Below are 25,574 nucleotides of genomic sequence, written 5' to 3'. Positions count from 1 at the left end.
CTGATGTATAATTGAATTAATGAGAATTCAAGAGCAGGTGAAAATATGACGAACGTAAACGAAATCAGGGATATTGTAGAAAGTACGGATTACGAAACACTTCAAAATTTTGTTGTTAATCTTCTCAGTGAAGATGAAAATCTGGTGATGCGTCTGCGTCTTTTAAGCAATAATGAACTGACTGAAGAGGATTTTGACCAGTATAAAAAGAGATATCAGGAAATCGTCAGGCCGAATGTTGAGCGTGGCAGCTTTGTGCCGTATTTCAAAGCCAGGAGAATGGAAAGAGGATTGAATGACTTTCTCGAAAATGATGTTGCAGGACTCGTGGACAATAATTATTTCGAAGAAGCATTCAACATCACTAAATTGATTTTTCTAAGGCTGAACAAATTGGCTATTGATGATTCGGATGGCACAGTTTCCTCTATTATGAATGAGATTTTCAGAGTATGGCAGGAAATCTTAAACCACGGACCGAAAACAATTTCGACAACCGTTTTCAGATGGGTGGTTTCAAGGCATGATAATTTGAGTGATAATATCGATGCTGAAAAGTACTTAGAGTTTTTACTTAATAATTTCAAAGAACAAAATCAGATGGAAAGAAAGCTCCAAATTGCCGGGCAGCAGATTGATGCACTTGAAAATGATACAAACCCCGGATCATTTTCGTGGAAGCTTGAAATGTGGTCGAAGTTTTATTTGAACCTTGCTCTGCAGATGGATCGACCGGAACGGGAAATTGACGCATTCATCGAAAAGTATCTGTATCTTTTTGAAGTAAGGGACATTGCGATAGAACGTCATATTTCCAAATCAGAATATGATAAAGCTATCGAACTGTTGAAAGAAGGCCGGGCAATCGATTTTAAACCGCATGGATTGAACAGATGGTATACCATCCAGCTGAAAGAATTGTATAAATTAAATAGAAACCGTGAAGCCTGCCTCGAAGAGCTGTGGCTGCTGCAGACCAAATACGATCATACCAACATAGAATACCTCGATGAATTGAGAGAACATTATAATGAAGAAGACTGGTTGGAAATCAGGGAAGAATTGTTTGAGGCCCTTCCTGATCAATCCCGGTTGGGTATGTTTTATAAAAGAGAGGGGATGTACGACAGACTGTTGGAGCATGTGCAGAACAGTATGAGCGCCCGAGAGCTCGAAACTTATGAAAATGATTTAAAAGATAAGTATCCTGTAGAACTGCTCGATATGTATGAAAAAATAGCATTACTAAATATGAAACATGCCAATGAACGAAGCATGTACCGGGATGTCGTGAAGTTTACGCGTAATATGTTTGAGTATCCAGACGGCAGAGAACGGGTGGATAAGCTGGTCGAGTACTGGAAAGACCAGCATAAGAACCGTCCGGCAATGTTTGATGAACTGGAGAAACTGAAGTAATGCAGATTTTCAGAGTGAGTGAAGATCATCAGGTCAGCGCACAGTTCCTCGATAACAGAAGACTATCGAAGCAGGTGTTGGAATTATACCAGATTATCAAAGTGTGTCTCGGAGCGCTTGGAATCGTAGAAGTGAACACCCGCTATCTTCACCATCCAGTAGTAAAAGCTGTATATAATGAAGGGCAGCCATATTTGATGGATACTTTGGCTATGCTCGATGCCATGGATGCAGAACACTTGCGAAGAGGCGGTAAGCGTTCAGAAGAATTTCGGAAAAACCTAGGGGAATTAAGTTCACTGATAAAAGATCGATTTTCTGAAAAAATTTTCAGCAAAGCAAAACTTCCGCCGTTTTATATTTATGGTACAGAACGGTGTTATACGGATGAAGCTTATAAAAAATATGAAAAATTATTATTTCGTAAATGGAATGCAGATAAAATTCCTCCACGATGTAATTGGAAAGGACTTTAATCTATTTGCGATTAAAGTTTTTTTGTGTCTAATTTATGTATACATGTAATGCACATAGTAATATTACAGATATTTACAGAAAATACAAAGATGTATTAAATATGTACTTAATATTATTTAGATTTCTAGGTTTTGATATTGTAAAAATTTTGATTTGAGGTATAATTGACTGCGATATATTAAAGATAAAGTAATACATATAGAGTGATAGGTAACTAAAATTGCGCGTAATAGGCATATTTAAGCTCTTTAATTACTATATCTTGAAATTTAATATCAGTTTATTTTCATTATAAATGAAAATATTTGCGTTTTAAAAATGGCAGCTTCCCTGAAAATTCATCGGGAGTTATAAAAATGTGTACATTTTTATACATGCATGTTGCTGGTATTAAATTCATTTGTCCCCTGTCGTTTTTTGCATCAACGTAAAATTTACAAGTATAAATGGAGGAGAATGGCCAGATGAAGAAAATCACGATTACATATCTTTCACTTTTGCTTATTCTGACTTCCTTATTTTCAACGCCGATATCAGTATTAGCGAATACTGAAGCAGGGCCTGAAGATGAGAATGCTGAATTGGAAGTGACTGAAGAAGCAGCCGAAGAAGAAAATGAACCTCAAGAAAACACTTCTGAAGAGGAACCGGCTGAAGAACCGAACACAGAATCCGAAGAAGAAGTGACAGAGGAAGAAGCGGTTGAAGCCTCTGAAGAACCTGAAACGGAAACTGAAAAAGAGACCGAAGAAGAGGAAACTATGGAAGAAGAATCTGTTGAAGAGCAGGAAGAGGCAGATGAAGAGCGATACGGTTTCTCTTTAGAACTTGCGCAAGCTTTGAATGCAGAAGGTGAGGCATTCACTGAAGAAGAAGAGCTTGATCAGGATGACTCGTTTACATTGAGACTCACAAGCATTCTTGATGCTGATCAGAACTATCAGGCAGAAGATGTTGAAACGGTTCAACTGCCTTCATCTGTAGTTGTTGCAGCAGCAGATCAGGGTACAGTTCAATCGAACGGGACTGATATTGCGACATATCAAGTGCATGAAAATGGTGAAATCGAATTTACATTTTTAGAAGCGATTGAATCGGCCGGTGCAGTCAATGAACCGGTTGACGTTGAAGTTTATATTAATGAAAATGCCGTCGATGAAGAATTTGCTTACATAGCACCAATCGATGCCGAAGAACAAATAACAATTCCATTGCTTGTTGAAGACGAAGAAAAGCAAGGCTTTTCCATAGCGGTTGAAGAAGCATTGGATTCTGAAGGTAATGCATTTACTGAAGAAGAAGGACTTGATTCAGAAGAAGCCTTCACTTTAAGAATGGAAAGTATATTGACTGATGACCAGAACTATGAAGCTGGAGATGTAGAAGTTGCAACACTGTCATCTTCAGTTGAAGTGGCAGAAGCAGTGGAAGGTACAATCGAATCAGATGGTACTGAAATTGCAACTTATGTTGTAGCTGCAGACGGTCAGATTGAAGTTACATTCCTTGAAGGGGTAGAGTCTGCAGGTGCAGCAGCATCACCAGTCGATGTCGAAGTGCTGGTTAATGAAAACTCTATAGATGAAGAATTTGCTTATGTCGCCCCGATTGGCGCTGAAGAGCAATTAGCCATACCTTTAGCAGTTGAAGAAGAAACAGCTGAGGAAGAAGCATCAGAAGAAGAGTCTGATGCAACTGAAGAAGACGCAGATGAAGAATCTACGGAAGAATCTTCAGAAACTGAAGAAGGAAATGAAAGGTCAATTGGGACTTTTGCAGCAGTTGATGAAAACCTTCTTTCATCATTTGAATTTGTGATTAATCCTGGACCGAATGAAACAGTGGTTGAAGACGGTGCAGATTTAGAAGTCGACTTAAATGATATGAATGCTGCTAGATTAATTTATGGCATAACTAAACCAGATGAGCTAATGATTGCTGAAGGTGATACATACACAATAGATCTGCCTTCATTTTTTGAGCAGTCAGTTGAAAACAGACCTATCACTGTCGACGGTACAGAAGTTGCGACATATTCAATTGTTGATGGTCAAGTAATCATTACATTTAATGAAAACGTCAATGATTTTGATGATGTCGAGATGAATGTAGATTTGACAGGAAACTTTAATACTGAAGTATTTGAAACGGAACAAGAAGTGGTTGTCGAAGTACCATTCAGAGACGGTTCATCTTACACAGCTACACTTATAGCAGAGCAGCAGGACTATGACGGTGAAGATCGTAAATCTGCCGGAAATCCATATGTTCTAGAAGATGGTGAGAAAGTAGAAGTCGATAGGAATCCTGAATTCATTGACTGGACTGTACGCGTAAACGACTCAATGAACAGTTTTGAGAATGCTGCAGTGATAGATGATCTAGGTGAGAACCTATCTATTGAAGAGGGCAGTTTCATAATTGAAAGAATCATAAGAAACTACAATAATGAAGAAATAGGTAGAGAGCAGGTAGATGTTACACCTGTAATTTACGATGGTGGTTTCGAACTGGATCTGGGCGATATAGAGGATGCCTACGAAATCACTTATACTACAAGTATTGATAGACCTGATGGTGGAGGCACACATACCATCAATAACAATGCGAGGATAATTTTAGACGGTGATGAGAATCCAGTAAGTGATGGTTTCGAAGGTACATGGTCTGGTGATTTGCCAGGAATCACTAAAAATGGATCATTATCAAACGATCGTCAGGATGTCATTGATTGGACTGTAGAATATAACTATGGTCAGGAGAATATTGGGACGGTTACATTAACAGATGAGCTGAGTCATGGGGAAATCATTGAAGATACTATTCAAGTTTTTCTTGTGGAGACCAATGTTGATGGTGAAGTTGTCGGTACACCTGAGTTAATCAATGTGACACCTGTCATTGATGATGGGAATATGACCATTCCTGAATTAGATGCTGAAGGACAGGCTTACTATATGACGTTCTCTTCATCGGTGCCAACAGGGTTGAACGACACTGTAATAAACACAATTTCTGATGATATGCAAAATCCTAATGCGGATGATGCTTCAGTGGATGTAAACACTGTACCGACTGGTGGTAAAGTCGGAGAACAATATGTGGATGAAGAAGGTAACCCTTATATTGAGTGGACAATTACTATGAACTCAGAAAAAATTGATGTCGGTACAATTGGCATCATAGATGTGTTCAATCCTGAATATTTAGATTTTGATGTTGATGACAACAGCCTGTATGAACTTATGAGAGACGGGGAAGAAGTAGATAACTTCAATATCGATGGTCATGACCATGACGATGGGCGTGCAGGATTTGAACTCAGTGTAAACGACGCTGGGCCGCACACCTATGAATTCGTATATCGTACGTATTATACAACTGCCGGAATGCAGCAGCCTGAGCTGGCAAATAACGCAGAGTTGATTTTTGAAGATGGTGACGGAATCGGCATTGGTGACTCAGTAGGTCTGGATTTTGGTCAGACAGGACCTAATGCTGGAATTGAGAAATCTGCGCAATATGTAACGAGTGAAGATGATACTGAGCAGGAGATTGAATGGACAGTAATATTTAACAACAGCAAAATCTTACTGGAAAACCCGAAAATAACTGATAAATTCACTTCTGGTAATTATGAATATATTGAAGGTTCTTTAGATGTTACTTCTGACGGAGAAACATTGGATTATGAAGAAGTTTTCAGTGACAGTGGATTTGAGTTGCAGTTTGATGGTAATACGAATGCAACATATACAATCACTTACCGTACGACTGCAGATGATGCAGCAAACGAACCTCAGACCAATGAAGCAGTCTTAACATGGCAGGGTGGAGATGAAACTGCAACTGCAGAAGTAGCGAAGCGAGACCCTGGAATTTATAAAAATGGTGCAGTAGAAATCGATGAAGATGGGAGTAAAACAATCGACTGGCTCATCGGATTTAATGAAAACAGAAATGTTTTGCACGACGTAACAGTAACCGATGTTTATTCACCTGCTTCTGCAACAGTCAGTGATATCACTCTGTTAAGAGATGGTGCAGCGGTTGACAGCAGTGAGTATAATGTATTAGAGCCTGGTGACGGTACATTCGTAATGGATATTGGCAAACTTGATGCTGTTCCTTATCAAATAAGTTATAAAACCACACTTTCTCCTGCAGAAGAAGCAGCTGAAGTTCAGAACCTGGCAACGATAGATTATACAGGTGGGGAACAATCAGCTCATAAAAATATACCAAGCCCATCACTTGGTGTTTCCAAACAAGCAACCAATCTAGATAAATCACCTGAAAAACCTGTGATTTCATGGCAGATTGATGCGAATACAGATAGTGAGAATAACTATGTTAACCTTGTCAATCCAGTATTGAGAGATACCATACCTGGAGATCAATCATTGATTGAAGACACGATTGTTGTAGTTCGTGGAGATGGTGAGGATGTTACTAATCAAGTAACAATTAACTACTCAGAAGAAGATGAATTTACATTTGAAATAAACTTGCCTGATGGTCCATATCAGTACAGAGTGACTTTTGACACTGAGATTCTGGAATATCCTTCGTTCCATGAAACTGACTTGGATAGATATACAAACTCCACAACTTTATCAGATGACGATCATGGTGAGGTGTCTGATGATGCTTACCAGGATTATTTTGATGGAGGAGAATCCGGCTTAGTAGGCAAGTCGGGAGAACAAAATCCAGAAACGGAAGACATTGACTGGACAGTTTCCGTAAACGAAGAAGGATTAACAATTAATAATCCGGAAATCAGCGACAGTTTATCAGATAATCAAACGTATGTTGAAGAATCAATCACGGTGAAGGATGGTTCTGATAACGAACTGGACTCGGATGCATATGAACTGAATGTTGCAGAGGATAATAAGAGTTTTACTGTCACATTTACAGACAATGTAATTAATGAACAAGTAAATATATCTTACTCTACTCGTTTAAACCCTGATTTAATTGGTACTTTTGATGTAACAAACTCAGTATCTTTATCAGGTGGAGAAGAACAGCGTGAAATTGATACTTCAACTACAACATCCACTGCACAGCAATGGACTTATGGTGGAGGCGGCTCAGGCCGTACCCTTGATTTCAACTTGCAAAAGCTGCATGAAAATGGAGAAACACCTGTATCGGGAGCAACTTTCGAATTTCTGCGAGTGACTACGAGCGGCACGGAAGTCCCTCTGGATAACATTGTAACGACTGATGAAGACGGGAATTTTCATATAGATAATGCCCGCGCAGGACGTTATATCGTGAATGAAACGGGCGTACCGGAAGGTTATCAGCAATTAGAAGAGCCATTTCATGTGATTATCGGTTACTCGACGCCGGAGGAAATTGAAGCGGGTGCAGGAGACTATAACATCACAGTGACAAATTCCAATTGGGAGCCGATTGCTGATAGTGAGATCGCATCTGCAGACGGCAACACCCTCACAGTCTATAACGAACTGGAAACAGGTTCGGTCAGCGCAACCAAGGACTGGGTAAGTGCAGAAGAATCAAATTATCCAACAACTTGGCTTATGCTTTATCGCAACCTCGAAGGTGAAGATCCGGAACCTGTAGAAGATGCAGAAGTGAAAGAATTGAACAGTGATTCATCATCTGTAGAAGTTTCATGGGAAGATCTTGAAATGAATGCACCGGATTTAGAACCATATATTTTCTCTGTTAAAGAAGTGGATTCTGAAGGGAATGATTATACACCTGCAGGATTCACCAAAGAGGAAGATGGTTTGACAGTTACGAATACCGCGACATTTATAGATATTGATGTAAATAAAGAATGGGAAGATTCAAATGACCAAGATGGAATCAGGCCGGATGGTATAGAAGTTCAGCTGACAGAGAATGGGACGCCTGTTGGGGAGACTGTCGAATTAAATGATGACAACAATTGGGCGCATACATTTGAAGATTTAAGAGAAGTCAGCAGCGGAGAACCTGTCGAGTATAATGTGGAGGAAGTCAACGTACCTGAAGGTTATGAATCATCAACAGAAATTTCAGAAGATGGAACTATAACCATCACGAATTCCCATGATCCTGAGACGATCGAAGTGTCTGTGTCAAAAGAATGGGAAGATGCTGACAACCAAGATGGTGTCCGACCAAATAATGTAACGGTTAACCTTTTGGATGGCAGCAGCATTGTTGAATCTGTCGTATTAAGTGAAGAGAATGCTTGGCAACATACATTCACTGATTTACCGGTATATGCTAATGGTTCAGAGATTGATTATAGTGTGACTGAAAATACTGTTGCTAATTATTCAACTGATATAGTGACAACTAATAGTGATGAAGGTTTAAACAGTGTTGTTACAAACACATACACACCTGAACAAACTACCGCTACAGTGACTAAAGCCTGGGATGATGGCGGTAACCAGGATGGTAACCGTCCAGAAGAAGTTACGGTACAGTTACTTGCAGATGGAGAATCTCATGGTGAGCCTATAGTACTCACAGCAGGAGAGAATTGGACTCACACCTGGACAGATTTAGATCTGAATGCCGGTGGAGATGCAATTGACTATACAGTTCAAGAGATAGATGCTCCAGAAGGCTATGAAGTAAGTTTGAATAATGAAGACCACGGAAACTTGGTTATTACTAACTCTTACGAACCTGAAGTAACTGATGTGTCCGTGTCAAAAGCATGGGATGACTCTGAAAATCAAGATGGCGTCCGTCCTGATAATGTAACGGTCAATTTACTGGCTGATGGTGAAATTGAAAGAACAGCTGTTGTTGACGCAGATGGAGATTGGGAACATACATTCACAAATCTCCCTGTATACGATAATGGCAACGAAATCAATTACACAGTAACGGAAAACACAGTAGAAGATTATTCGGGATCAATCGTGGAAGAAAATGAAAACAATTTTGTTGTTACAAACTCACATACACCAGATGAGACAAGTGTTACAGTGACAAAAGCATGGGATGATGCAAACAACCAGGATGGTCAACGTCCGGATAATGTTGAAGTTCAGTTGACAGCTGACGGTGAACCAGTTGGAGATGCAGAGTCACTAACAGCAGAGAATGATTGGACGAATACATGGGATGGCCTTCCTGCAAATGCAGAAGGTGAAGCAATCAATTATTCAGTAGAAGAATTGAATGTACCTGAAGGTTATACATCATCAATCAATGATGAAGACCATGGAAACATTGTCGTTACAAACAGTTACACACCGGAATTGACAGAAGTGCCTGTAACTAAGGTTTGGGATGATTCAGATAACCAGGACGGCAACCGCCCTGGAAACATCACACTGAACTTACTGAATGACCGCAGTGAAATAGTGAGGTCTGCAGTCGTCGAAGAACAGGAAGGCAACGAGTGGGAGTATACGTTCACTGATATACCTATGTATGAAAATGGTACAGAAATCAATTACAGAGTAACTGAGAACTTTGTATCAGACTACTCAACAGAAATAGAACAGAAGGAAGACGGTGTGCATGTTGTGACTAACAGCTACACACCAGACGAAACAAGCGTTACAGTGACTAAAGGCTGGAATGATGCAGATGACCAGGATGGTGAACGTCCTGAAAGTATCGAGGTCCAATTGACAGCCGGCGGTGAAGCAACTGGTGATCCGGTGACTTTATCAGAAGAGAATGACTGGACGCATACTTGGAATGAACTCGCTTTAAACTCTGAAGGAGAAGAAATCGCTTACTCTGTCGAAGAATTAGATGTACCTGAGGGCTATACATCATCCATCAATGATGCAGACCACGGTAACATTATCGTGGCGAATAGTTACACGCCTTCACTCATCGACATTCCAGTGGAAAAAGTCTGGGATGACGAAGATGATCAAGACAGAGTACGTCCTGGCCAAGTTATTGTGAATCTTAATAACGGCGCAGGAGAACTTGAATCAAGAGTCATCTTGAATGATGATAATGATTGGCAGCATACGTTTACTGATTTGCCGGAATACGCAAATGGTGAATTGATCAACTATACAATTACTGAGAATTCCGTTGAGGACTACTCGACGAATATCGAAGAGGACGAAGATGGTGTCCGCACCGTTACCAATTCTTATACACCTGAAGAAACAAGTGTAACAGTGGTCAAAGGTTGGGAAGACGGAAACAATCAGGACGGCAACCGTCCGGAAAGTATCGAAGTTCAATTATTGGCGAATGGTGATCCGGAAGGTGATGCAGTAGAAATTACTGCTGAAAATGACTGGACTCATACTTGGCAGGAACTTGATGCAAATGAAGCTGGGGAACCAATCGAATATTCTGTTCAAGAGCTTAATGTGCCTGAGGAATATGAAGTCAACTTGAATGATGAAAATCATGGCAATATTACTCTGACAAACAGCTATACTCCTGAGACAACTGAAATTTCAGGAACGAAAACTTGGGATGACGCTGATGATCAGGACGGTCTGCGTTCCGACTCCATCACAGTAAACTTACTGGCAAATGGAGAGCAGGTTGATTCAGGTCAAGCATCAGAAGAGACAGGTTGGAGTTATAGTTTCACGGACCTGCATGTATATGAAGCTGGAGAAGAGATTGATTATACAATCGAAGAAGTGGCGGTAGAAGGATATGAAACATCTTATGATGGCTTCGATATCACGAACTCGCACACGCCAGCTACAACCGAAGTATCAGGAACGAAAACCTGGGATGATGCAGACAATCAAGACGGTGAACGTCCGGATTCAATTACAGTAAACTTATTGGCTGATGGCGAAGAAGTTGATTCAGCAGAAGTAACAGCAGACGATGAGTGGAATTATTCATTTACTGACTTACCAGTAAATGAAGCTGGAGAAGAAATCGTGTATACGGTGACTGAGAACACAGTAGCCGATTATTCTTACAATTCAAGTGATGAAGGTTATGATATAACGAACAGTTATACTCCAGGAGAAACAAGTGTAACTGTGACCAAGACCTGGGATGATGCAAATAACCAGGATGGTACCCGTTCAGACAGCATTGATGTTCAATTGACAGCAGATGATGAAGAAATCGGTGATCCGGTCACTTTATCAGATGACAATAACTGGACAAACACTTGGTCGGAATTGGATGAAATGGCAGAAGGACAGGCAATCGATTACTCTGTAATTGAATTGGATGTACCGGAGAGCTATGACGTCGAAATCAATGATGAAGATCACGGTAATATCATCATCACTAACAGTTATACACCTGAAACCACTGAAGCATCTGTATCAAAAGTATGGGACGACAATGACAATCAGGATGGCAATCGTCCAAATAATGTTACAGTCAATCTGCTGAATGACAGTGAAATTGTTACAGAAGCAGTGTTGAATGAAGACAATGATTGGCAGCACACATTTACCGATTTACCGGTATATGAAGATGGCCAGGAAATCCAGTACAGTATAACTGAAAATACTGTTGCAGGTTACTCGACAGAAATTGATACAACATCAACAGATGAAGGTCTGTCCAGTGTCGTAACAAACACTTACACACCTGAAGAGACTTCCGCAACAGTGACTAAAGTCTGGAATGACGGTAATAATCAGGATGGTGATCGTCCTGAAACAGTAGATGTACAATTATTCGCAGATGGTCAAGCCCATGGAGACCCAGTAGTACTCACATCAGCAGAGGACTGGACTCACACATGGACAGGTTTAGATTTGAATGCTGAAGGAAAGGCTGTTAACTACACTGTTCAGGAAGTTGACGTTGCTGAAGGCTACACATCAGCAGTCAATAACAATGATCATGGAAACTTAGTGATCACCAATACTTCTGAACCGGAAGTAACAGAAGTGAATGTCTCTAAAGCTTGGGAAGATGAAGAAAATCAAGACGATATCCGTCCTGATAACGTAACAATCAATCTGCTTGCTGATGGAGAAATTGAAAGAACGGCTGTAGTCGATGCAGATGGAGATTGGGAACATACATTCACAAATCTGCCTGTGAACGATAACGGTAACGAAATCAATTACACAGTGACTGAAAATACAGTTGAAAATTACTCAGCCTCAATTGTAGAAGAAAGTGATAACAGCTTCGTTGTCACAAACACTTATACACCTGAAGAGACAAGTGTAACGGCGGTTAAAGCCTGGGATGATTCAAATAATCAGGATAATGTTCGTACGGAGAGTGTAGAAGTTCAGTTGACAGCAGATGGTAAAGAAATCGGGGAGCCGGTAACTTTATCAACAGAAAACGATTGGACGAATACGTGGAATGGATTACCATTAAACAATGATGGTGAACCAATCAACTATTCAGTCGAAGAGCTTGATGTACCTGAAGGTTACACAGCATCAATCAATGATGAAGATCACGGTAATATCATCATCACTAACAGTTATACACCTGAAACAATCGATGTGCCTGTTGCTAAAGTTTGGGATGATAATGACAATCAGGATGGTGTCCGCCCAAATAATGTAACGGTGAATCTCGTAGATGATGAAGGTAAAGTGATAGAACAAGTCATATTGAGTGAAGATAACGAGTGGCAGTATACATTTACTGATTTACCGGTGAATGCGTCTGGAGAGGCAATCAATTACACGGTAACAGAAAATGCTGTAACTGATTATTCAACGTCAATTGCTCAAAATGACGACGGTGTCAATGTCATCACTAACACTTATACACCTGGTGAAACTAGTGTGACAGTGACAAAAGGCTGGAAAGATAAGAAGAATAAAGATGCACGTCCAGATAGTATCGAAGTACAATTGACAGCTGATGGTGAAGAGGCTGGAAAAGCAGTCACTTTGTCGGCAGAAAATAATTGGACACATACTTGGGACGGTTTAGCTGAAAATAATGATGGTACTGCTATAGAATATTCAGTTGAAGAATTGAATATACCTGAAGGTTATAAAGCATTCGTCAAAGACGACAACCATGGTAATATCATCGTAATCAACAGCTATACAACGGAAGATGATGAAACACCTGAACCAGGTAAAGATCCTGAAGCCCCATCCGAAGGTAAAGACCCAGAAGATCCAAAAGATGAAGGTACACCTGGAACTGAAGATGAAGACGGTAAACCGACTGATTCAACAGACAAAGGTACATCTGAAGGTGATGAAGGAGACGGTGCTTCCGAAGGTTCAAAAGATGGAAGTACATCTGGAACTGAAGAAGGAGGCGAAGGTACTCCGAGGACTTCCACAGACGAAGGTACACCTGGATCTGGTGAAGGCACTCCGGAAACTGGTGAAGAAGAAGGTTCTTCCGAAGGTTCATTACCAGTCACCGGTATTGCTCTAGGCAGCACAATCGCGATTCTTGCGGTCGTACTCTTTGCAGCAGGTGCAGCATTACTGTTCTTTGCGAGAAGAAGAAGTTAAATAAAATATTTATTATTTGGATATCCCGGGCGACAATAGTTGTCCGGGATATTTTTAATCAGTCCAATGAAAGCTGATTGCATTTGGATCTAGGAGTCTTAATTTCTATGGAACTCAGGACTTCTTTTAATCTTTCCTGAAATTGCTGTATAATAAAAGTTAACGTAAGAGATGTACCACTTAGCTATTTAAAAGGAGTTTCACATGAATTCAGTACAAATAACTGAAATGAAGAATGAACATGTCGACCAGGCGGCGGGTGTTATTGCAAAGAGTTTTCAAACGGAAGAATTTGCGAAAAACACTTTTGATTTCAGCGATTCAGAGACAGAAGGGTTATTTACCGAGCTATTGAAGATAGAGTTGAAAGTGTTTAAAAAACACGGAGAAAAAGTCGATGTTGCATTATACAATGGTAATGTGGCCGGGGTGTTTTCAGCAAAAGTAACTGATGACAGGCATGGTTTTTCAATGCTCAAGCAGTTGCTTAAAAATATCAGGAAAGTCCTGCCGGTTGCGAAAAGGGTCAAATATAAAAATCTTTTCAAAATGTATAGGGCCATGCAAAAGCCTGATGAAATCCCTGAAGATGCTATATTATTGGAAATGATCGCAGTCAGTCCTGAATATCAGGGCCGGGGTGTCGGCAAAGCAATGATGAATGCAATAGACGACTATTCTAAAGCAGTCAGCCGTCCGATTTACCTTTATACAGCGAATGCGGAAAATGTGGATTATTATGAAAAACAAGGCTATAAAACGCTGGTTACCATCAAAAAGAAAGATTTCACAGCTTTCCATATGTTAAAAGACTTAAGGTGAAATTAATACAAATGGGGGAGAAGTTATGAATTTCGTATATCACATGGTACCTAAAAACATGTCGGGAAATTACTTGATGCCTTTAAACAGACTGAAGGACCTGGATGAAAATCTGTATGCGCAATATAACAGCAAGTATGATGACCACCCTGAAAGAGCATTTTTACTGGAAAGGAAAATTCCCGTGCTCGATTGCCTGTGGAATGATGCAGTTCATTTTTCAACTTTGCATCCACACCTTATTTATAAAGAACTTAAAAAGCTGGATTTAAATTTAAAAAACGATTTGAAATTTTATAAAGTTCCAATTGATGACTTAAAAAGCAATGACAACGTCCTGTATCATTACAATAAAAAATATTATGACGGCCCTGAGTCGCCGATAGCCATTGAGAATATTGAACTGCTTGAGACGGCAGATTATATTGAATTGAACCGGATACCTGAGGATACACTTGAGTATTTTCAGAAAGAGAGTAAACATGACGGCCGTTTGGGAATGTTTCATTTTGTCCCTCACGTGTTAAGTAAAGGGAAAGTACCGGTGGAAGGTGCAGAAGTCATCAAGTGGAATGAACCGATAATATGATAAATTATCAGAAAGGAGTATGATATGGGAATATTTGACATGTTCAAGTCTAATAAGCTGGGTGAAGATTGGGACAAAGATCCATTCACCAGTCTGACGATGAGTCAGGGGGAAAATAACAGTCCAACGATTGATGATGTGCTCGATGCATTAAAGGTGCTTGATAAAGGCGAAACGGATTTTGTCTCCCTTGCCCAGTACAATCAGGGGCTGGAAATAGAAGTGGTCCAAGCCATCGGCTCAATGGGAAGCTTTACAATTGAGGCTTTGACTGCTGCGGATCCTGATGAAGAAGCGAAAATCTATTATAAAGAACATTTGGATGAGTATTCACTGGAATACTATTTCCAGAACTTTTTTGAAAGACAGAGAGTCGAGGGTATAGAAAACTTCGAAGAGAGATGACAAAAAGCAGCTCGGTATGAGCTGCTTTTTCTTTATGCTTCTTCTTCCCAGATCTGATTCAGTGCCTGCTGGAATAACTCAACCGGCTGGGCGCCTGAAATGGAGTATTTATCATTCACCAGGAAGAATGGGACACCCTGCACACCGAGCTTTTGTGCCTGTGCGATATCCTGTTCGACCTTATCTGTATTTTTTCCGTTTTCAACAATATCCCGGACCGCGCCCCCATCCAATCCGACTTCTTCGGACATGCGGACGATGGCATCTGTGTCACTGATAATTTCGCCTTCTGTAAAGTGTGCAGCATAGAAGCGTTTGAAAAATTCCGTGCCTTTACCCTGTTCTTCTGCGTATTGGAATACGCGGTGGCCGTCAAAAGTATTCGCAGGTTTTGCGATGTCGTGGTTCATGATGACGCCGGAACCTTCAGCGGTATCCGCCTGCTGCTTCAGCTGTTCTTTCGCTTTTTCAACAGGGACGCCGAATTTATCAGCGAAAAATTCATAATACGAAACGCCTGGCTGATATTCCATATCCGGCATCAGCAGGTAGCTTTTATATTCAATCTCCACGTCATCTTTATGTTCGAATGTTTCCAGTGCTTTATCCAAATGTGCCTGACCGATGAAGCAGAACGGGCATACAAAATCTGACCAAATTGTTATTTTCATTTTTTATCCTCTTTCTCTTCATTGACTGGTCCGCAAATACCTGTGCCGGCATCACACATCATACCTTCCGAGCTGTCCAGACTGAATGATTTCAACTCTATCACTTCACTCTGGGTATTATTGGACTCGTTATTTGTTTCTGAAACTGATCCATTTTCTTTCGTATTCATAGGCTTGCTCCTTCCATAAAATACAAGGTTACTAATAGTAATGATTGTAACATTTGAAATTCATTCAGACGATTAAACTGCCTGAGTCAGGGGTATTTGAATAAAAATAGAAAATGTCTGTTATAAAGGAGAAAAAGATGGAAATCAGAAGTATAAATGTAACTGAATTCAATGAAGTGGATTTATTACTCAGGGACAGTTTTACTGAAACTGAGCATGGTTACCAGGGTGAGGCTGAGCTGGTAAAGAAGATACGGGCAGAGAAAACTTATACCCCTGAGCTTGAGCTTGTGGCGGTGGAAGAAGAGCAGGTGCTGGGGCATACGATGCTCAGTGAAGTGGCAGTCGGAGAATCAGTGAATAACACAGGTCTCGCACTCGGACCTATTGCTGTCAGGCCAGGTATGCAAAGCAAAGGAATCGGATCTGCTCTCATCAGGGAAGCCGAGGTGCGGGCAAAAAATCAGGGTTATCAGTATATCAGCATTGTAGGTTCTCCTGAATATTATGGAAAGTTTGGATATCAACCGGCGGGCATGTTTGGTATTACAGCTCCATTTGAAGTACCGGATGAAGCATTTCTAGTGAAGGCGCTGGAAGCGGACGGGCTGGATGGGGTGAGCGGGGTACTGCGTTATACTAAAGCGTTTGGATGAGGGTGATGGGATGAATGAAGAGATCAGAAAATCATTTGGTGCGCTCGAAATTTTAAGAAATGAATATTTTAAAACCGAAGAATTTAACGGAGAGATTCATAAAAGAGTGCAGAATGATAAATGGAGTATCGGTGAAGTCATTTATCATTGTTACTTATTATTGAAACTCACAAGGCAGGCTTCTGAAGTTTATTTGCCGGTGAGCAGACTTTTGATTAAGATGAGCATATTCAAAACTAAGGAACATAACGGTGAGATGGAAAATATATATGCAGGAGCAACGATGAAAGCGCCGAAATTTTTGGAGCCGGATATGGACAGAAGGTATTCTAAAGGCGAGCTCAGATTGATGCTTGAAGAAGAGACGGAGCAATTGAAGAAGTTGGTTCAGAATTTAAGCGATGATGAAGCCTACTCCATTAGGTATCCGGACCCGGTACCGGACTATCCGAACATTGTTCAGACGGTAAAGCTGCTGTTGATACATGAAAAACATCATTATGATGTGCTGATGGAGCGGGAGAGAAATGATTAAAATAAAACCAGTACTGAATTTTTTCAAGTACTGGTTTTAATCTGTTATAAAGATATTTCTTTTAGATTCCTCGGGAAAGTCGTCAGCACTTCACATTCACCGTCTTCATTGATATAAACTTCCTCTTCAATTCTGACGCCGCCGTAATCTGGAATATAAATGCCGGGTTCAATCGTGAAGACCATGCCTTTTTGGGCGATGTCTTCATTCAGATGATGGATGGAAGGTGCTTCATGCACTTCGATTCCAAGTCCGTGGCCGACTCTGTTATTGAAGTATTCCCCGTAACCACTTTCCTGGATGACATTCCGAGCCGCAATATCGAATTCTTTCAGCGGGACGCCTGCTTTTACGGCATCCACCCCGGCCTGAGTGGAGCGCTTGACGATATCATAGATTTCCTTCTGCCTGTCATCAGCTTCACCGATGACGAATGTCCTTGTAATGTCGGAGCAGTATCTGTCGTAGGTGATGACGCCGAAGTCGATCAATAAAAAGTCACCGTTTTCAAGTTTTGTATTGTCAGGTTTGCCGTGAGGCAGGGCAGCTTTGGCACCTGACAAAACCATGGTGGAAAATGATGGCCCTGCTGAGCCGTATTTCTTCATCAAATATTCGAACTCGGCCACAAGTTCCGCTTCCGTCATCCCTTCTTTGATGGTTTTCAAGCCATCTTCCAATACCTTCTCGATGATATTGACAGCCTTTTTCATACCTTCGACTTCATCCCTGGATTTATAAACCCTCAAACCATCAATCGCCGGCTGGATATCGACAAATCCGGCACTTGAGTAAAGGGACTTGATACCATTTTGATGCGCCACCGTCATGACGTTCATTTCCACTCCGATGTTATGGACGGACGACTCCAGATGCTGCCCCAATATATCGAATGGATCCTCTTCGTCAGAGATGGGGACGATATAATCGACCGTAGCTTTTTCTGCAGCAGCATCCCGGTCCAGTGCCGGGACGAACAAATAACTCTCGTTGGCAGAATCTATGACGAGTGACATATAACGCTCATGCGGGTCTGCGTAAAAGCCGGTGAAGTAAAAGATGTTTACCGGATCGGTGATGATAACCTGTTCGGCATCCCTACTCTTCGTACTTGTAATGAGTTGATTCAGTCTTGAATGATAATCGATTGCCATGATATTCCTCCTAAGTAGTCTTTCTTCTATAGTACATGAAATTTCCGTGCCAGATGAAGTCTTAAATATTTGAAACAGTCTGTATGTTTATTTTTTCCTGTTCACAGAAAAACATTGATGTTCGATTATACAGAGGCCTATACGGGTATCGACATAATGAACTATCAAAAAATGGCTGAACTTTAAATAGTTTTACATATTGGACCACCGGTTTATTTAATGTTCTGCGGCAGGTAAAATACACAAGTTACTGAGGGAGGGAAATCATGAATGAAATATCCGTAGGGGTCATTACAGCACCTGGTCTGCCAGAAAAAATACTTGAAGATATCATGGAAAGTTTAAAGGAACTGGCCGGGACATCAATAGATGATGGAATCACCTGGGAGATTGATTATCAATCCGACCCTTTGGCAAGTTCATCAGAATATATCGACCATATTTTCAGTAAAGCGGCTTCCATCAAAGAAAATAACAGCTGGGACATGGCCATAGCTATCACCGATCTGCCGAGTATATCGAGCAAAAAGGTCGTCCTGTCTGAATTTGATTATAATGATAAGATTTCTTTGATTTCAATGCCTGCTCTTGGTGTTTTCAGAAATAAAAACAAGCTCAAAACTCTTTTGATCCATCATATGGACGTACTGTACGATAATCAGGAAACGGAAGAGACCGAGAAGGTGCAGCCGAGTTTTATAAACCGGATTTCCGAGGTTGAATCAGGTGAGGACGATACCTATCGCTATGTAATTAAATCAACCGTGAGTGGCTGGTTTCATCTCGTAACCGGAATGACTTATTTGAATGAACCCTGGACAGAATACGGGAACTTTAAAACGATTATCGGACTGGCATTTGCGACAGGTACGTATATTTCAATTTTCCGTACACCTTGGGAATTGAGTCTTGACTATTCATTGTGGCGGTTTCTACTGCTTATGTTCATTGCAGTTTTCGGCATGGTCGGATGGCTGATATACACCCATAATTTATGGGAGCGTACATCAACGAAAAACCAGCCAGCCTACCGGCGGCTGTATAACCTCACTACCTTACTTACACTTACAGGAATGACTTTGATGAATTATTTCGTTGTCAGTGTACTGCTCACAATTTCAATTCTGTTATTCGTGCCGATGGGACTGTTTGAAACATGGACGGATGTGGATTCCGATGTAAAGTGGTCGGACTATCTGAACCTGATATGGCTTACTGCCTCACTTGGAATTCTGGCGGGTGCTTTCGGATCCACTGTCGAAAAAGAAGAGAATATTCGAAATGTGACATATTCCTATCGTCAGTGGTACAGATACAGGCAGCTCGAAGAGGAAGAGAAGAAAGAAAAGGAAGAATCCAAAGCTGATAAAGAGGAAGAATACGCCGGCGAAAAACAAACACATGACGAATCCGAGGAGGGAGAATGATATGGTGAGTAAATACATCGGGATCGTTGCCGCTCCGGGGGCGCCGGATCGTCTTGCGAAACAGATCGAGGAAGACTTGCCGGATGTACTCAATAAAAAAGTGGATGCAGATATTGAGTGGGAAGTCGGTATTTATATCGATCCTCTGACGGGCTATGCTGAATTGGTAGAAGAATTGTACAGAAAGACGGATGAGTATCATGATAAGTATGATTGGGATTATACGATTTTTATCACAGACCTTCCAATATACCGTAACGGCAATATCGTCGCTATCGATATAAACGACGGGACGGATGTGGGACTGATTTCACTGCCGGCATTCGGCTGGCCGCCAATCAGAAAAAGTGCACTCAATACAATCGTTTCCATCATTGAAAATGTCAGAACAAAAAAAGACAGAGAAGAGCTGACAAGCGTCTTCAACAGTTACTTGAAAACCAGCAAAATTTATTATGAAGAAAGACATTTTGAAGAAACCGAATCCAGCCATTCGGTCTATTATATGAAAAACAACTGGCGTGGCAATCTGCGGCTGATAAGCGGGATGTCTTCTGCAAACAATCCGTTCAACATGATGCGCAGTCTGGGTTCGGTAGTGGCACTCGCTTTCGCTACAGGCACTTTCAGCATCATATTTTCAACGTCATGGAATTTGAGCAATATATTTCCGACAGAACGTCTGATTGCTGTATCGCTTCTTGCGATAATCGCAATGACCTTATGGATCATCATCTCCCATGAACTGTGGGAGCCGGTCAGAGGCAAGAAACACAAGCAGATACTGAAACTCTATAATGGGGCAACGCTGTTCACTTTGTTCATTTCCGTATTATTTTATTATGGTGTCCTTTTTCTGATGTTTCTCACCGCAACACTGGTGCTCCTGCCGCCCGGTTATGTCGTCAGTGAAATACAGCCCGACCAGATCAACGTCTTTTTTTACATTGAGCTGGCATGGTTTGCCGCTTCGTTGTCCACGGTAGTCGCCGCCATCGGAGCCGGCGTCCAGGATGAGAACGTGATAAAAGAGAGCACGTACGGTTACCGCCAGCGAAACCGCGAGCGGTACCGGCATTCGGATGAATAGGAGGATTAAATCTATACTAGGTATAAACCGAAGGAATAAATTTAATTTCTTTGGTCAAAATGTTTGTTACAGGTGAATAAAATTCTTCCCGACTAATATTGGCGATATCAGTCGGGATTTTTATTTTGAGACCCTAAAAAATTTGAAAACGCTTTCTATCATCATTGATAAATGTTAAAATTTTACTTGTAGTTTTAAATACATAATAGGGAGAATGAAATTATGAAATCTTGGAAGTTGATATTACTCATTGTAATTTCAGTTACACTGGCTGCGTGTGCTGATGACAGCAATGTTGACCCGGAAGCAGAAGAGAATGGAAACGAAGGTGAAGAAGTGAGCGATGGTGGAGATTTAAACGTTGCGACTTCAGGAGATGTGGTGTCGCTGGATCCTCACGGCAGTAATGATATTCCATCAGAACTTTTAAGAAATATCATATTCGATGGCTTGGTCGGATTTTCGGCAGATGGAGAAATCATCAATCAATTGGCGACAGGTTACGAGCAGGTCGACGATTACACTTGGCAGTTTGAATTACGTGATGATGTAACATTTCATGACGGCAGTGAATTTAATGCAGAAGTTGTTGAAGCGAATATGTACCGTATCATCGATCCGCTGGTTGCCTCAGAGCGAGCATTTTTACTTGAGATGATTGAAGATGTGGAAATCGTCGATGACTACACTGTAAATATTGTGACTGAATATCCATATGCACCGTTAATCATGAACCTTGCACATGGTGCGGGGAACATAATCAGTAAAAACCAGATTGATGAAGATTATGAGAATGCAATCACTGAAGCCGGTATCGATATGACTTTGGAAGAGTACTATGAAGCGAGGGACAGTGGAGAAGATTTGCAGGAAGAAGCAGGTGAGATATCTTCGCACCTGGGTTCAATTGTCGAATCAAATCCAATCGGTTCAGGTTATATGCAGTTTGACAGCCGCTCTCCAGGTGAATCAACTGCACTTGTGAAATTCGAAGAGTTTTATGAGGAACCTGCGAAGTTGGATTCAATCACATTTAATGTAATCCCTGAAACAGGTGCCAGAATCGCAGAAATTGAAACAGGCAATGCAGATGTAATCAACGGTATCGGCACGGAGAATCTTGAACGAGTGGACAACACTGATGGAGTGACACTCGAAGCGGTTGAATCTAATTTGGTGGAGTATATTGGCATCAATACTCAAAATGAACCGATGGATGACCCATTGGTCAGACAGGCACTTTCTTATGCATTGGACAGAGAGTCAGTTATTGAGGGTATTTTCAATGGTTCAGGACGTAAAGCACAAGGCATACTGCCTCCTAGTATGCTTGGATACGATGAAGATCTAGAAGGTTATGAGTATGATATGGAACGTGCAGAGGAATTATTGGATGAAGCAGGTTATTCTGATGGATTTGATATATCGATTGCAGTCAATGATGAAAGTGACGAGCGGATTGATATGGCGATTTATCTGCAGGAAGCACTATCCGAACTGAATATTAATCTGGATATTCAGCAGATGGAGTGGGGTGCATTTTTAGAAGCAACAGGTAATGGTGAATATGATATGTTCACTTACTCCTGGAATAACTCGACGGCAGATCCTGATAATGCGATTGTACCGTTACTTCATTCAGATTATGTAGGCATAGATGGCAACCGCTCATTCATGGAAAATGATGAACTGGATGAAATGTTGAATAACGGTCGTCGTGAAGCAGATGAAGAAACTCGGGGACAAATCTATTCAGAGGCACAGGAATTCATTAATGAGCAGTCGCCGATGATATTTGTCAGATATGGTGAGAACTTTACAGCATACAATGATAATGTAACAGGTGTTGTACTGACTCAAAATGGCTTGTATGATTTTGTTAATACAACGATCGATGAATAAGCTGAATTGTATAAAAACAACTATCTCTATGATAAAATCATGTCAACAACAATAATGAGTATTTTCACGAAAAGCACTAGTATTATCGAATAATGATCAGGAGGTAATAAAGTGAGTGAAATGAATCTGGATTTAGCAAAAGAATTGATTGATGCTGCAGAAAAAGAAGCGGCGAGTATTGACGTGCAAATGGTAATTTCAATTGTAGATGCAGGTGGTAATTTAATCGCGACACACCGTATGGACGACGCTTGGATTGCAAGTCTTGATGTTGCACAGAACAAAGCGTGGACATCTGTTGCACTTAAAATGCCGACTGTAGACCTTGCAGAGGCAACAGTACCGAATGGTGAACTGTATGGCTTGAACACGACCAACCAGGGGCGCATCGTAGTTTTCGGCGGTGGCTACCCACTTGAAAAAGACGGCAAAGTCGTCGGAGCAGTCGGTGTCAGCGGCGGCGCTGTAGATCAGGATATGCAGGTTGCGCAGGCAGCTGTGAAGGCTTTTGAAGAGAATAAGTAATTTTGATATGAATAGAAAATAGACAACAGTCAACTGTCACTATAAAATTAATAGTGACAGTTTTTTTATATGATAAGGGGAATAAGTCTATGGTTGGACTGAAAGAGATCACAGAAGACAATTTTTATGAAGTGATTGAGTTGAAGGTAAATGATGCACAGGAAACATCTAAATTCGTCGCCCCGAATGTACGGTCGATTGCCGAATGCTGGCTGTACCGTAAAAACGATGATGTTTTTCCTTATGCGGTCTATGATAAGGATGAAGTCGTGGGATTTTTATTGCTGGACTTGGACAAAGAGGAAAGAGAATATATGATCTGGCGGATGATGGTGGATGAAAAGCATCAGGGGAGAGGATATGGCCGGAAAATCATTGAAGCGGCCATTGAAATGGCTGTAAAAGATAAGGGTTATGATGTGCTCGTTGCCGACTATGTTGAAGGAAACGTACAAATGAAGTATTTGCTGGAGTCGCTCGGGTTTAAAAGAACAGGTTTTGACGAAGAGAATAATGAAGTTTTGATGAGATTGAACATTCAAGGTTAAATATACATACGAGGGGACGATGCTATGAAGCCGTTACAATTTTACAGAAAATATTTGTCGAATAACGATCTGATCCGTGCGAATATCGGACTTGAGGGCATGGATATGATTAGGAATCTGGAGGAACTTGCCCAGGTGCTGACATTCAGAAGCGAGGATGGATATTTTTTAGAGCTGGTCGTTGAAGTACTGACAGAAGGTGAAATGAATTTGATTAAACGCCTGCACAAGACAACGACGCTGACACAATATTATACACTGGACTACAAACCATCCAAGTATCCTGGATTGACGGACTTTGTTCTATTGATAGAAGATAAGAATGGGAAAGGCGTGCTTCACAGGTCGGTTGTCGAAGGGCTGATGAAATTCATTTTTGATGAAGAAGAACTATTTCTTTCTATTCCAGATGAAGAGCTGGAAACTGGATCAGAATATCTGGATAAACTTCCAGAACATGTTAGGAATCTTGTATATGGGGTCGGTGAAGAAGCCACTTTGAAAAATGAGCTGGAAATGTATCCTGTGACTGGGCTAAAAACCATTACCGGCAACCTGAATTTTGCGGTGGATTCCGAGCTGGGCCAGACTGAAGAGCTGGTGATCTACCATGTCCTGACAGACCCGGACCTTATGGACAAGGCGCTGGTCAGTTTGCCATATGATGCAGTTGTATCTCTGCAGAAGGCTGTAGACAATGATGACCGCTACTTTAAAGTGAACGGTAAAACCGAGGCATTGTTCCATTTTGGAATTTCCGGTGAGGCTGATAGTCACGGCTATATATATCCTGAAGTTTTTAAAGCATTGAAAAAGGTCAACCTGAAACGTCTGGCGGCATTACAAAGAGCAGAATAAGTATCGGGGCATATAATGCGATGCGTGTGAAAGTGACATTGAAAGATGCACACGTGCCAATAGAGCGCGAACTCATCATCCCGGCAAGGCTGAACTTCTTTGAATTTCATCTGGTGATTCAAAGAGCGATGGGCTGGTGGACATCACATCTGGCACAATTCAATGTGGGGAATAAGTACATTCATATGTATGGGACGTATGAAGATAACACAGAATTTGCACAGTCGGGGACTATACATTTGAATGGAACTGAAACGATGGTCGACGGTGTTTTAATTGAGCACGGTGAAATGACTTATCTCTATGATTACGGAGATAATTGGGAACATAAAGTTGAGCTTATTGAGCTATTACAGAAACCCTCTCCCGTCTATCCGTCAGTGGGTAAGCGAAAAGGACCGATTCCAATCGAAGATTCAGGGGGTATCCACGGTTTCGAAGAAACGATGTCGATACTGAATGATGAAAAACACCCCGAGCATGAAGAAACCGCTCTATGGGTAATTTCGACGAATTATAGGAAAACCTATCAGAAAAAGCAGATCAACAAGAAGCTCCAGGAATTGTTTTCAGAGTCAGCACCGATAATGAATGAAGATGTGTATTGAGAAATTATTATATAAAGATATGAACCTGAATTATTCATAGAAAACCTCCGCTCGCATTGGACTGGCGTCTGAAAACCCGCGGGAAATTTCAGGAGTTGTTTCTCGCCGGCTACTCTGCAGTTCGCATCGTTTCACATGATGGACATGCAGAATATATTTTTGTAAAACTCCGAGATTTAACACTTTGAGCAGATAAATATTGATTATAATCTTCTAGTACCAACGACTGATTTCATTTGGAAGCAGCTGTTTTAAAATTGTTTAATTGAGAATCCTTATCACTTAGGGTATATTAATATGTAATGACATACTTAATATG

18 protein-coding genes are annotated in these 25,574 nt (G+C 41.0%); 15 read left to right on the top strand and 3 right to left on the bottom strand.

Annotated features, from left to right (window positions below):
* Positions 1 to 45 precede the first annotated feature (45 nt).
* The 6 genes from ACY8DT_RS05275 to ACY8DT_RS05250 all read left to right on the top strand — a co-directional run bounded on the left by ACY8DT_RS05275 (position 46) and on the right by ACY8DT_RS05250 (position 15,111).
* Positions 46 to 1,419: a hypothetical protein gene (locus ACY8DT_RS05275; protein WP_462421873.1), complete on the top strand. Its 1,374-nt coding sequence runs from the start codon at positions 46 to 48 to the stop codon at positions 1,417 to 1,419.
* Positions 1,419 to 1,895, top strand: coding sequence for a pyrimidine dimer DNA glycosylase/endonuclease V (locus ACY8DT_RS05270; RefSeq protein ID WP_462421872.1), 477 nt, complete (start codon positions 1,419 to 1,421; stop codon positions 1,893 to 1,895). The genes ACY8DT_RS05275 and ACY8DT_RS05270 overlap by 1 nt, the downstream gene beginning before the upstream one ends.
* A gap of 465 nt (positions 1,896 to 2,360) precedes the next feature.
* Complete coding sequence (locus ACY8DT_RS05265) at positions 2,361 to 13,295, top strand: Cna B-type domain-containing protein (protein WP_462421871.1); 10,935 nt, start codon at positions 2,361 to 2,363, stop codon at positions 13,293 to 13,295.
* A 204-nt stretch (positions 13,296 to 13,499) separates the two neighbouring features.
* Positions 13,500 to 14,117, top strand: coding sequence for a GNAT family N-acetyltransferase (locus ACY8DT_RS05260; RefSeq protein WP_462421870.1), 618 nt, complete (start codon positions 13,500 to 13,502; stop codon positions 14,115 to 14,117).
* Between the two features lie 25 nt (positions 14,118 to 14,142).
* Entirely contained in the window at positions 14,143 to 14,706 is a 564-nt protein-coding gene (locus ACY8DT_RS05255) for a group-specific protein (protein WP_462421869.1), read from the top strand.
* Positions 14,707 to 14,730: 24 nt separating this feature from the next.
* Entirely contained in the window at positions 14,731 to 15,111 is a 381-nt protein-coding gene (locus tag ACY8DT_RS05250; RefSeq protein WP_462421868.1) for a hypothetical protein, read from the top strand.
* Positions 15,112 to 15,143: 32 nt separating this feature from the next.
* On the opposite strand, the gene ACY8DT_RS05245 is transcribed toward ACY8DT_RS05250, so the two are convergent.
* Together ACY8DT_RS05245 and ACY8DT_RS05240 are read right to left on the bottom strand one after the other, a co-directional pair.
* The gene (locus ACY8DT_RS05245) at positions 15,144 to 15,782 is read right to left on the bottom strand and encodes a DsbA family oxidoreductase (protein WP_462421867.1); all 639 of its coding nucleotides are present in this window, start codon (positions 15,780 to 15,782) and stop codon (positions 15,144 to 15,146) included.
* The gene (locus ACY8DT_RS05240; protein ID WP_462421866.1) at positions 15,779 to 15,952 is read right to left on the bottom strand and encodes a hypothetical protein; all 174 of its coding nucleotides are present in this window, start codon (positions 15,950 to 15,952) and stop codon (positions 15,779 to 15,781) included. Before ACY8DT_RS05240 ends, ACY8DT_RS05245 begins: the two co-directional genes overlap by 4 nt.
* A 137-nt stretch (positions 15,953 to 16,089) precedes the next feature.
* Here ACY8DT_RS05240 and ACY8DT_RS05235 point away from each other — a divergent pair, with 137 nt between their 5' ends.
* Both ACY8DT_RS05235 and ACY8DT_RS05230 read left to right on the top strand, forming a co-directional pair.
* Positions 16,090 to 16,608 carry a GNAT family N-acetyltransferase gene (locus ACY8DT_RS05235; protein ID WP_462421865.1) on the top strand — a complete coding sequence of 173 codons (519 nt, stop codon included), beginning with the start codon at positions 16,090 to 16,092 and terminating at the stop codon, positions 16,606 to 16,608.
* Positions 16,609 to 16,618: 10 nt separating this feature from the next.
* Positions 16,619 to 17,143, top strand: a complete 525-nt coding sequence (locus tag ACY8DT_RS05230) for a DinB family protein (RefSeq protein ID WP_462421864.1) — start codon at positions 16,619 to 16,621, stop codon at positions 17,141 to 17,143.
* Between the two features lie 44 nt (positions 17,144 to 17,187).
* Here ACY8DT_RS05230 and ACY8DT_RS05225 read toward each other — a convergent pair whose 3' ends face one another.
* Positions 17,188 to 18,297 carry a M24 family metallopeptidase gene (locus ACY8DT_RS05225; protein WP_462421863.1) on the bottom strand — a complete coding sequence of 370 codons (1,110 nt, stop codon included), beginning with the start codon at positions 18,295 to 18,297 and terminating at the stop codon, positions 17,188 to 17,190.
* Between the two features lie 266 nt (positions 18,298 to 18,563).
* Between ACY8DT_RS05225 and ACY8DT_RS05220 the strand changes: the two genes are divergently transcribed.
* The 7 genes from ACY8DT_RS05220 to ACY8DT_RS05190 all read left to right on the top strand — a co-directional run bounded on the left by ACY8DT_RS05220 (position 18,564) and on the right by ACY8DT_RS05190 (position 25,255).
* Entirely contained in the window at positions 18,564 to 19,724 is a 1,161-nt protein-coding gene (locus ACY8DT_RS05220) for a hypothetical protein (RefSeq protein WP_462421862.1), read from the top strand.
* A gap of 1 nt (position 19,725) precedes the next feature.
* Positions 19,726 to 20,814: an MFS transporter gene (locus ACY8DT_RS05215; RefSeq protein WP_462421861.1), complete on the top strand. Its 1,089-nt coding sequence runs from the start codon at positions 19,726 to 19,728 to the stop codon at positions 20,812 to 20,814.
* A gap of 222 nt (positions 20,815 to 21,036) precedes the next feature.
* Positions 21,037 to 22,716: a glutathione ABC transporter substrate-binding protein gene (locus tag ACY8DT_RS05210; protein WP_462421860.1), complete on the top strand. Its 1,680-nt coding sequence runs from the start codon at positions 21,037 to 21,039 to the stop codon at positions 22,714 to 22,716.
* A 120-nt stretch (positions 22,717 to 22,836) separates the two neighbouring features.
* Positions 22,837 to 23,241 carry a GlcG/HbpS family heme-binding protein gene (locus tag ACY8DT_RS05205; RefSeq protein ID WP_462422225.1) on the top strand — a complete coding sequence of 135 codons (405 nt, stop codon included), beginning with the start codon at positions 22,837 to 22,839 and terminating at the stop codon, positions 23,239 to 23,241.
* A gap of 89 nt (positions 23,242 to 23,330) precedes the next feature.
* Complete coding sequence (locus tag ACY8DT_RS05200; RefSeq protein ID WP_462421859.1) at positions 23,331 to 23,789, top strand: GNAT family N-acetyltransferase; 459 nt, start codon at positions 23,331 to 23,333, stop codon at positions 23,787 to 23,789.
* Positions 23,790 to 23,813: 24 nt separating this feature from the next.
* Positions 23,814 to 24,647: a hypothetical protein gene (locus ACY8DT_RS05195; RefSeq protein ID WP_462421858.1), complete on the top strand. Its 834-nt coding sequence runs from the start codon at positions 23,814 to 23,816 to the stop codon at positions 24,645 to 24,647.
* 20 nt (positions 24,648 to 24,667) lie between these two features.
* The gene (locus ACY8DT_RS05190) at positions 24,668 to 25,255 is read left to right on the top strand and encodes a plasmid pRiA4b ORF-3 family protein (protein ID WP_462421857.1); all 588 of its coding nucleotides are present in this window, start codon (positions 24,668 to 24,670) and stop codon (positions 25,253 to 25,255) included.
* Positions 25,256 to 25,574 lie beyond the last annotated feature (319 nt).

Source organism: Salinicoccus sp. Marseille-QA3875 (genome assembly GCF_054950095.1).
The sequence above is the reverse complement of the archived record's forward strand: the minus strand, read 5'-3'. Positions and strand labels throughout refer to the sequence as shown.

Coding starts and splice junctions, on each gene's coding strand:
- ACY8DT_RS05215 (WP_462421861.1), top strand. CDS start 19,726: ATGGTGAGTAAATACATCGGGATCGTTGCCGCTCCGGGGGCGCCGGAT.
- ACY8DT_RS05270 (WP_462421872.1), top strand. CDS start 1,419: ATGCAGATTTTCAGAGTGAGTGAAGATCATCAGGTCAGCGCACAGTTC.
- ACY8DT_RS05205 (WP_462422225.1), top strand. CDS start 22,837: ATGAATCTGGATTTAGCAAAAGAATTGATTGATGCTGCAGAAAAAGAA.
- ACY8DT_RS05235 (WP_462421865.1), top strand. CDS start 16,090: ATGGAAATCAGAAGTATAAATGTAACTGAATTCAATGAAGTGGATTTA.
- ACY8DT_RS05200 (WP_462421859.1), top strand. CDS start 23,331: ATGGTTGGACTGAAAGAGATCACAGAAGACAATTTTTATGAAGTGATT.
- ACY8DT_RS05240 (WP_462421866.1), bottom strand. CDS start 15,952: ATGAATACGAAAGAAAATGGATCAGTTTCAGAAACAAATAACGAGTCC.
- ACY8DT_RS05260 (WP_462421870.1), top strand. CDS start 13,500: ATGAATTCAGTACAAATAACTGAAATGAAGAATGAACATGTCGACCAG.
- ACY8DT_RS05220 (WP_462421862.1), top strand. CDS start 18,564: ATGAATGAAATATCCGTAGGGGTCATTACAGCACCTGGTCTGCCAGAA.
- ACY8DT_RS05190 (WP_462421857.1), top strand. CDS start 24,668: ATGCGTGTGAAAGTGACATTGAAAGATGCACACGTGCCAATAGAGCGC.
- ACY8DT_RS05255 (WP_462421869.1), top strand. CDS start 14,143: ATGAATTTCGTATATCACATGGTACCTAAAAACATGTCGGGAAATTAC.
- ACY8DT_RS05250 (WP_462421868.1), top strand. CDS start 14,731: ATGGGAATATTTGACATGTTCAAGTCTAATAAGCTGGGTGAAGATTGG.
- ACY8DT_RS05245 (WP_462421867.1), bottom strand. CDS start 15,782: ATGAAAATAACAATTTGGTCAGATTTTGTATGCCCGTTCTGCTTCATC.
- ACY8DT_RS05210 (WP_462421860.1), top strand. CDS start 21,037: ATGAAATCTTGGAAGTTGATATTACTCATTGTAATTTCAGTTACACTG.
- ACY8DT_RS05225 (WP_462421863.1), bottom strand. CDS start 18,297: ATGGCAATCGATTATCATTCAAGACTGAATCAACTCATTACAAGTACG.
- ACY8DT_RS05265 (WP_462421871.1), top strand. CDS start 2,361: ATGAAGAAAATCACGATTACATATCTTTCACTTTTGCTTATTCTGACT.
- ACY8DT_RS05195 (WP_462421858.1), top strand. CDS start 23,814: ATGAAGCCGTTACAATTTTACAGAAAATATTTGTCGAATAACGATCTG.
- ACY8DT_RS05230 (WP_462421864.1), top strand. CDS start 16,619: ATGAATGAAGAGATCAGAAAATCATTTGGTGCGCTCGAAATTTTAAGA.
- ACY8DT_RS05275 (WP_462421873.1), top strand. CDS start 46: ATGACGAACGTAAACGAAATCAGGGATATTGTAGAAAGTACGGATTAC.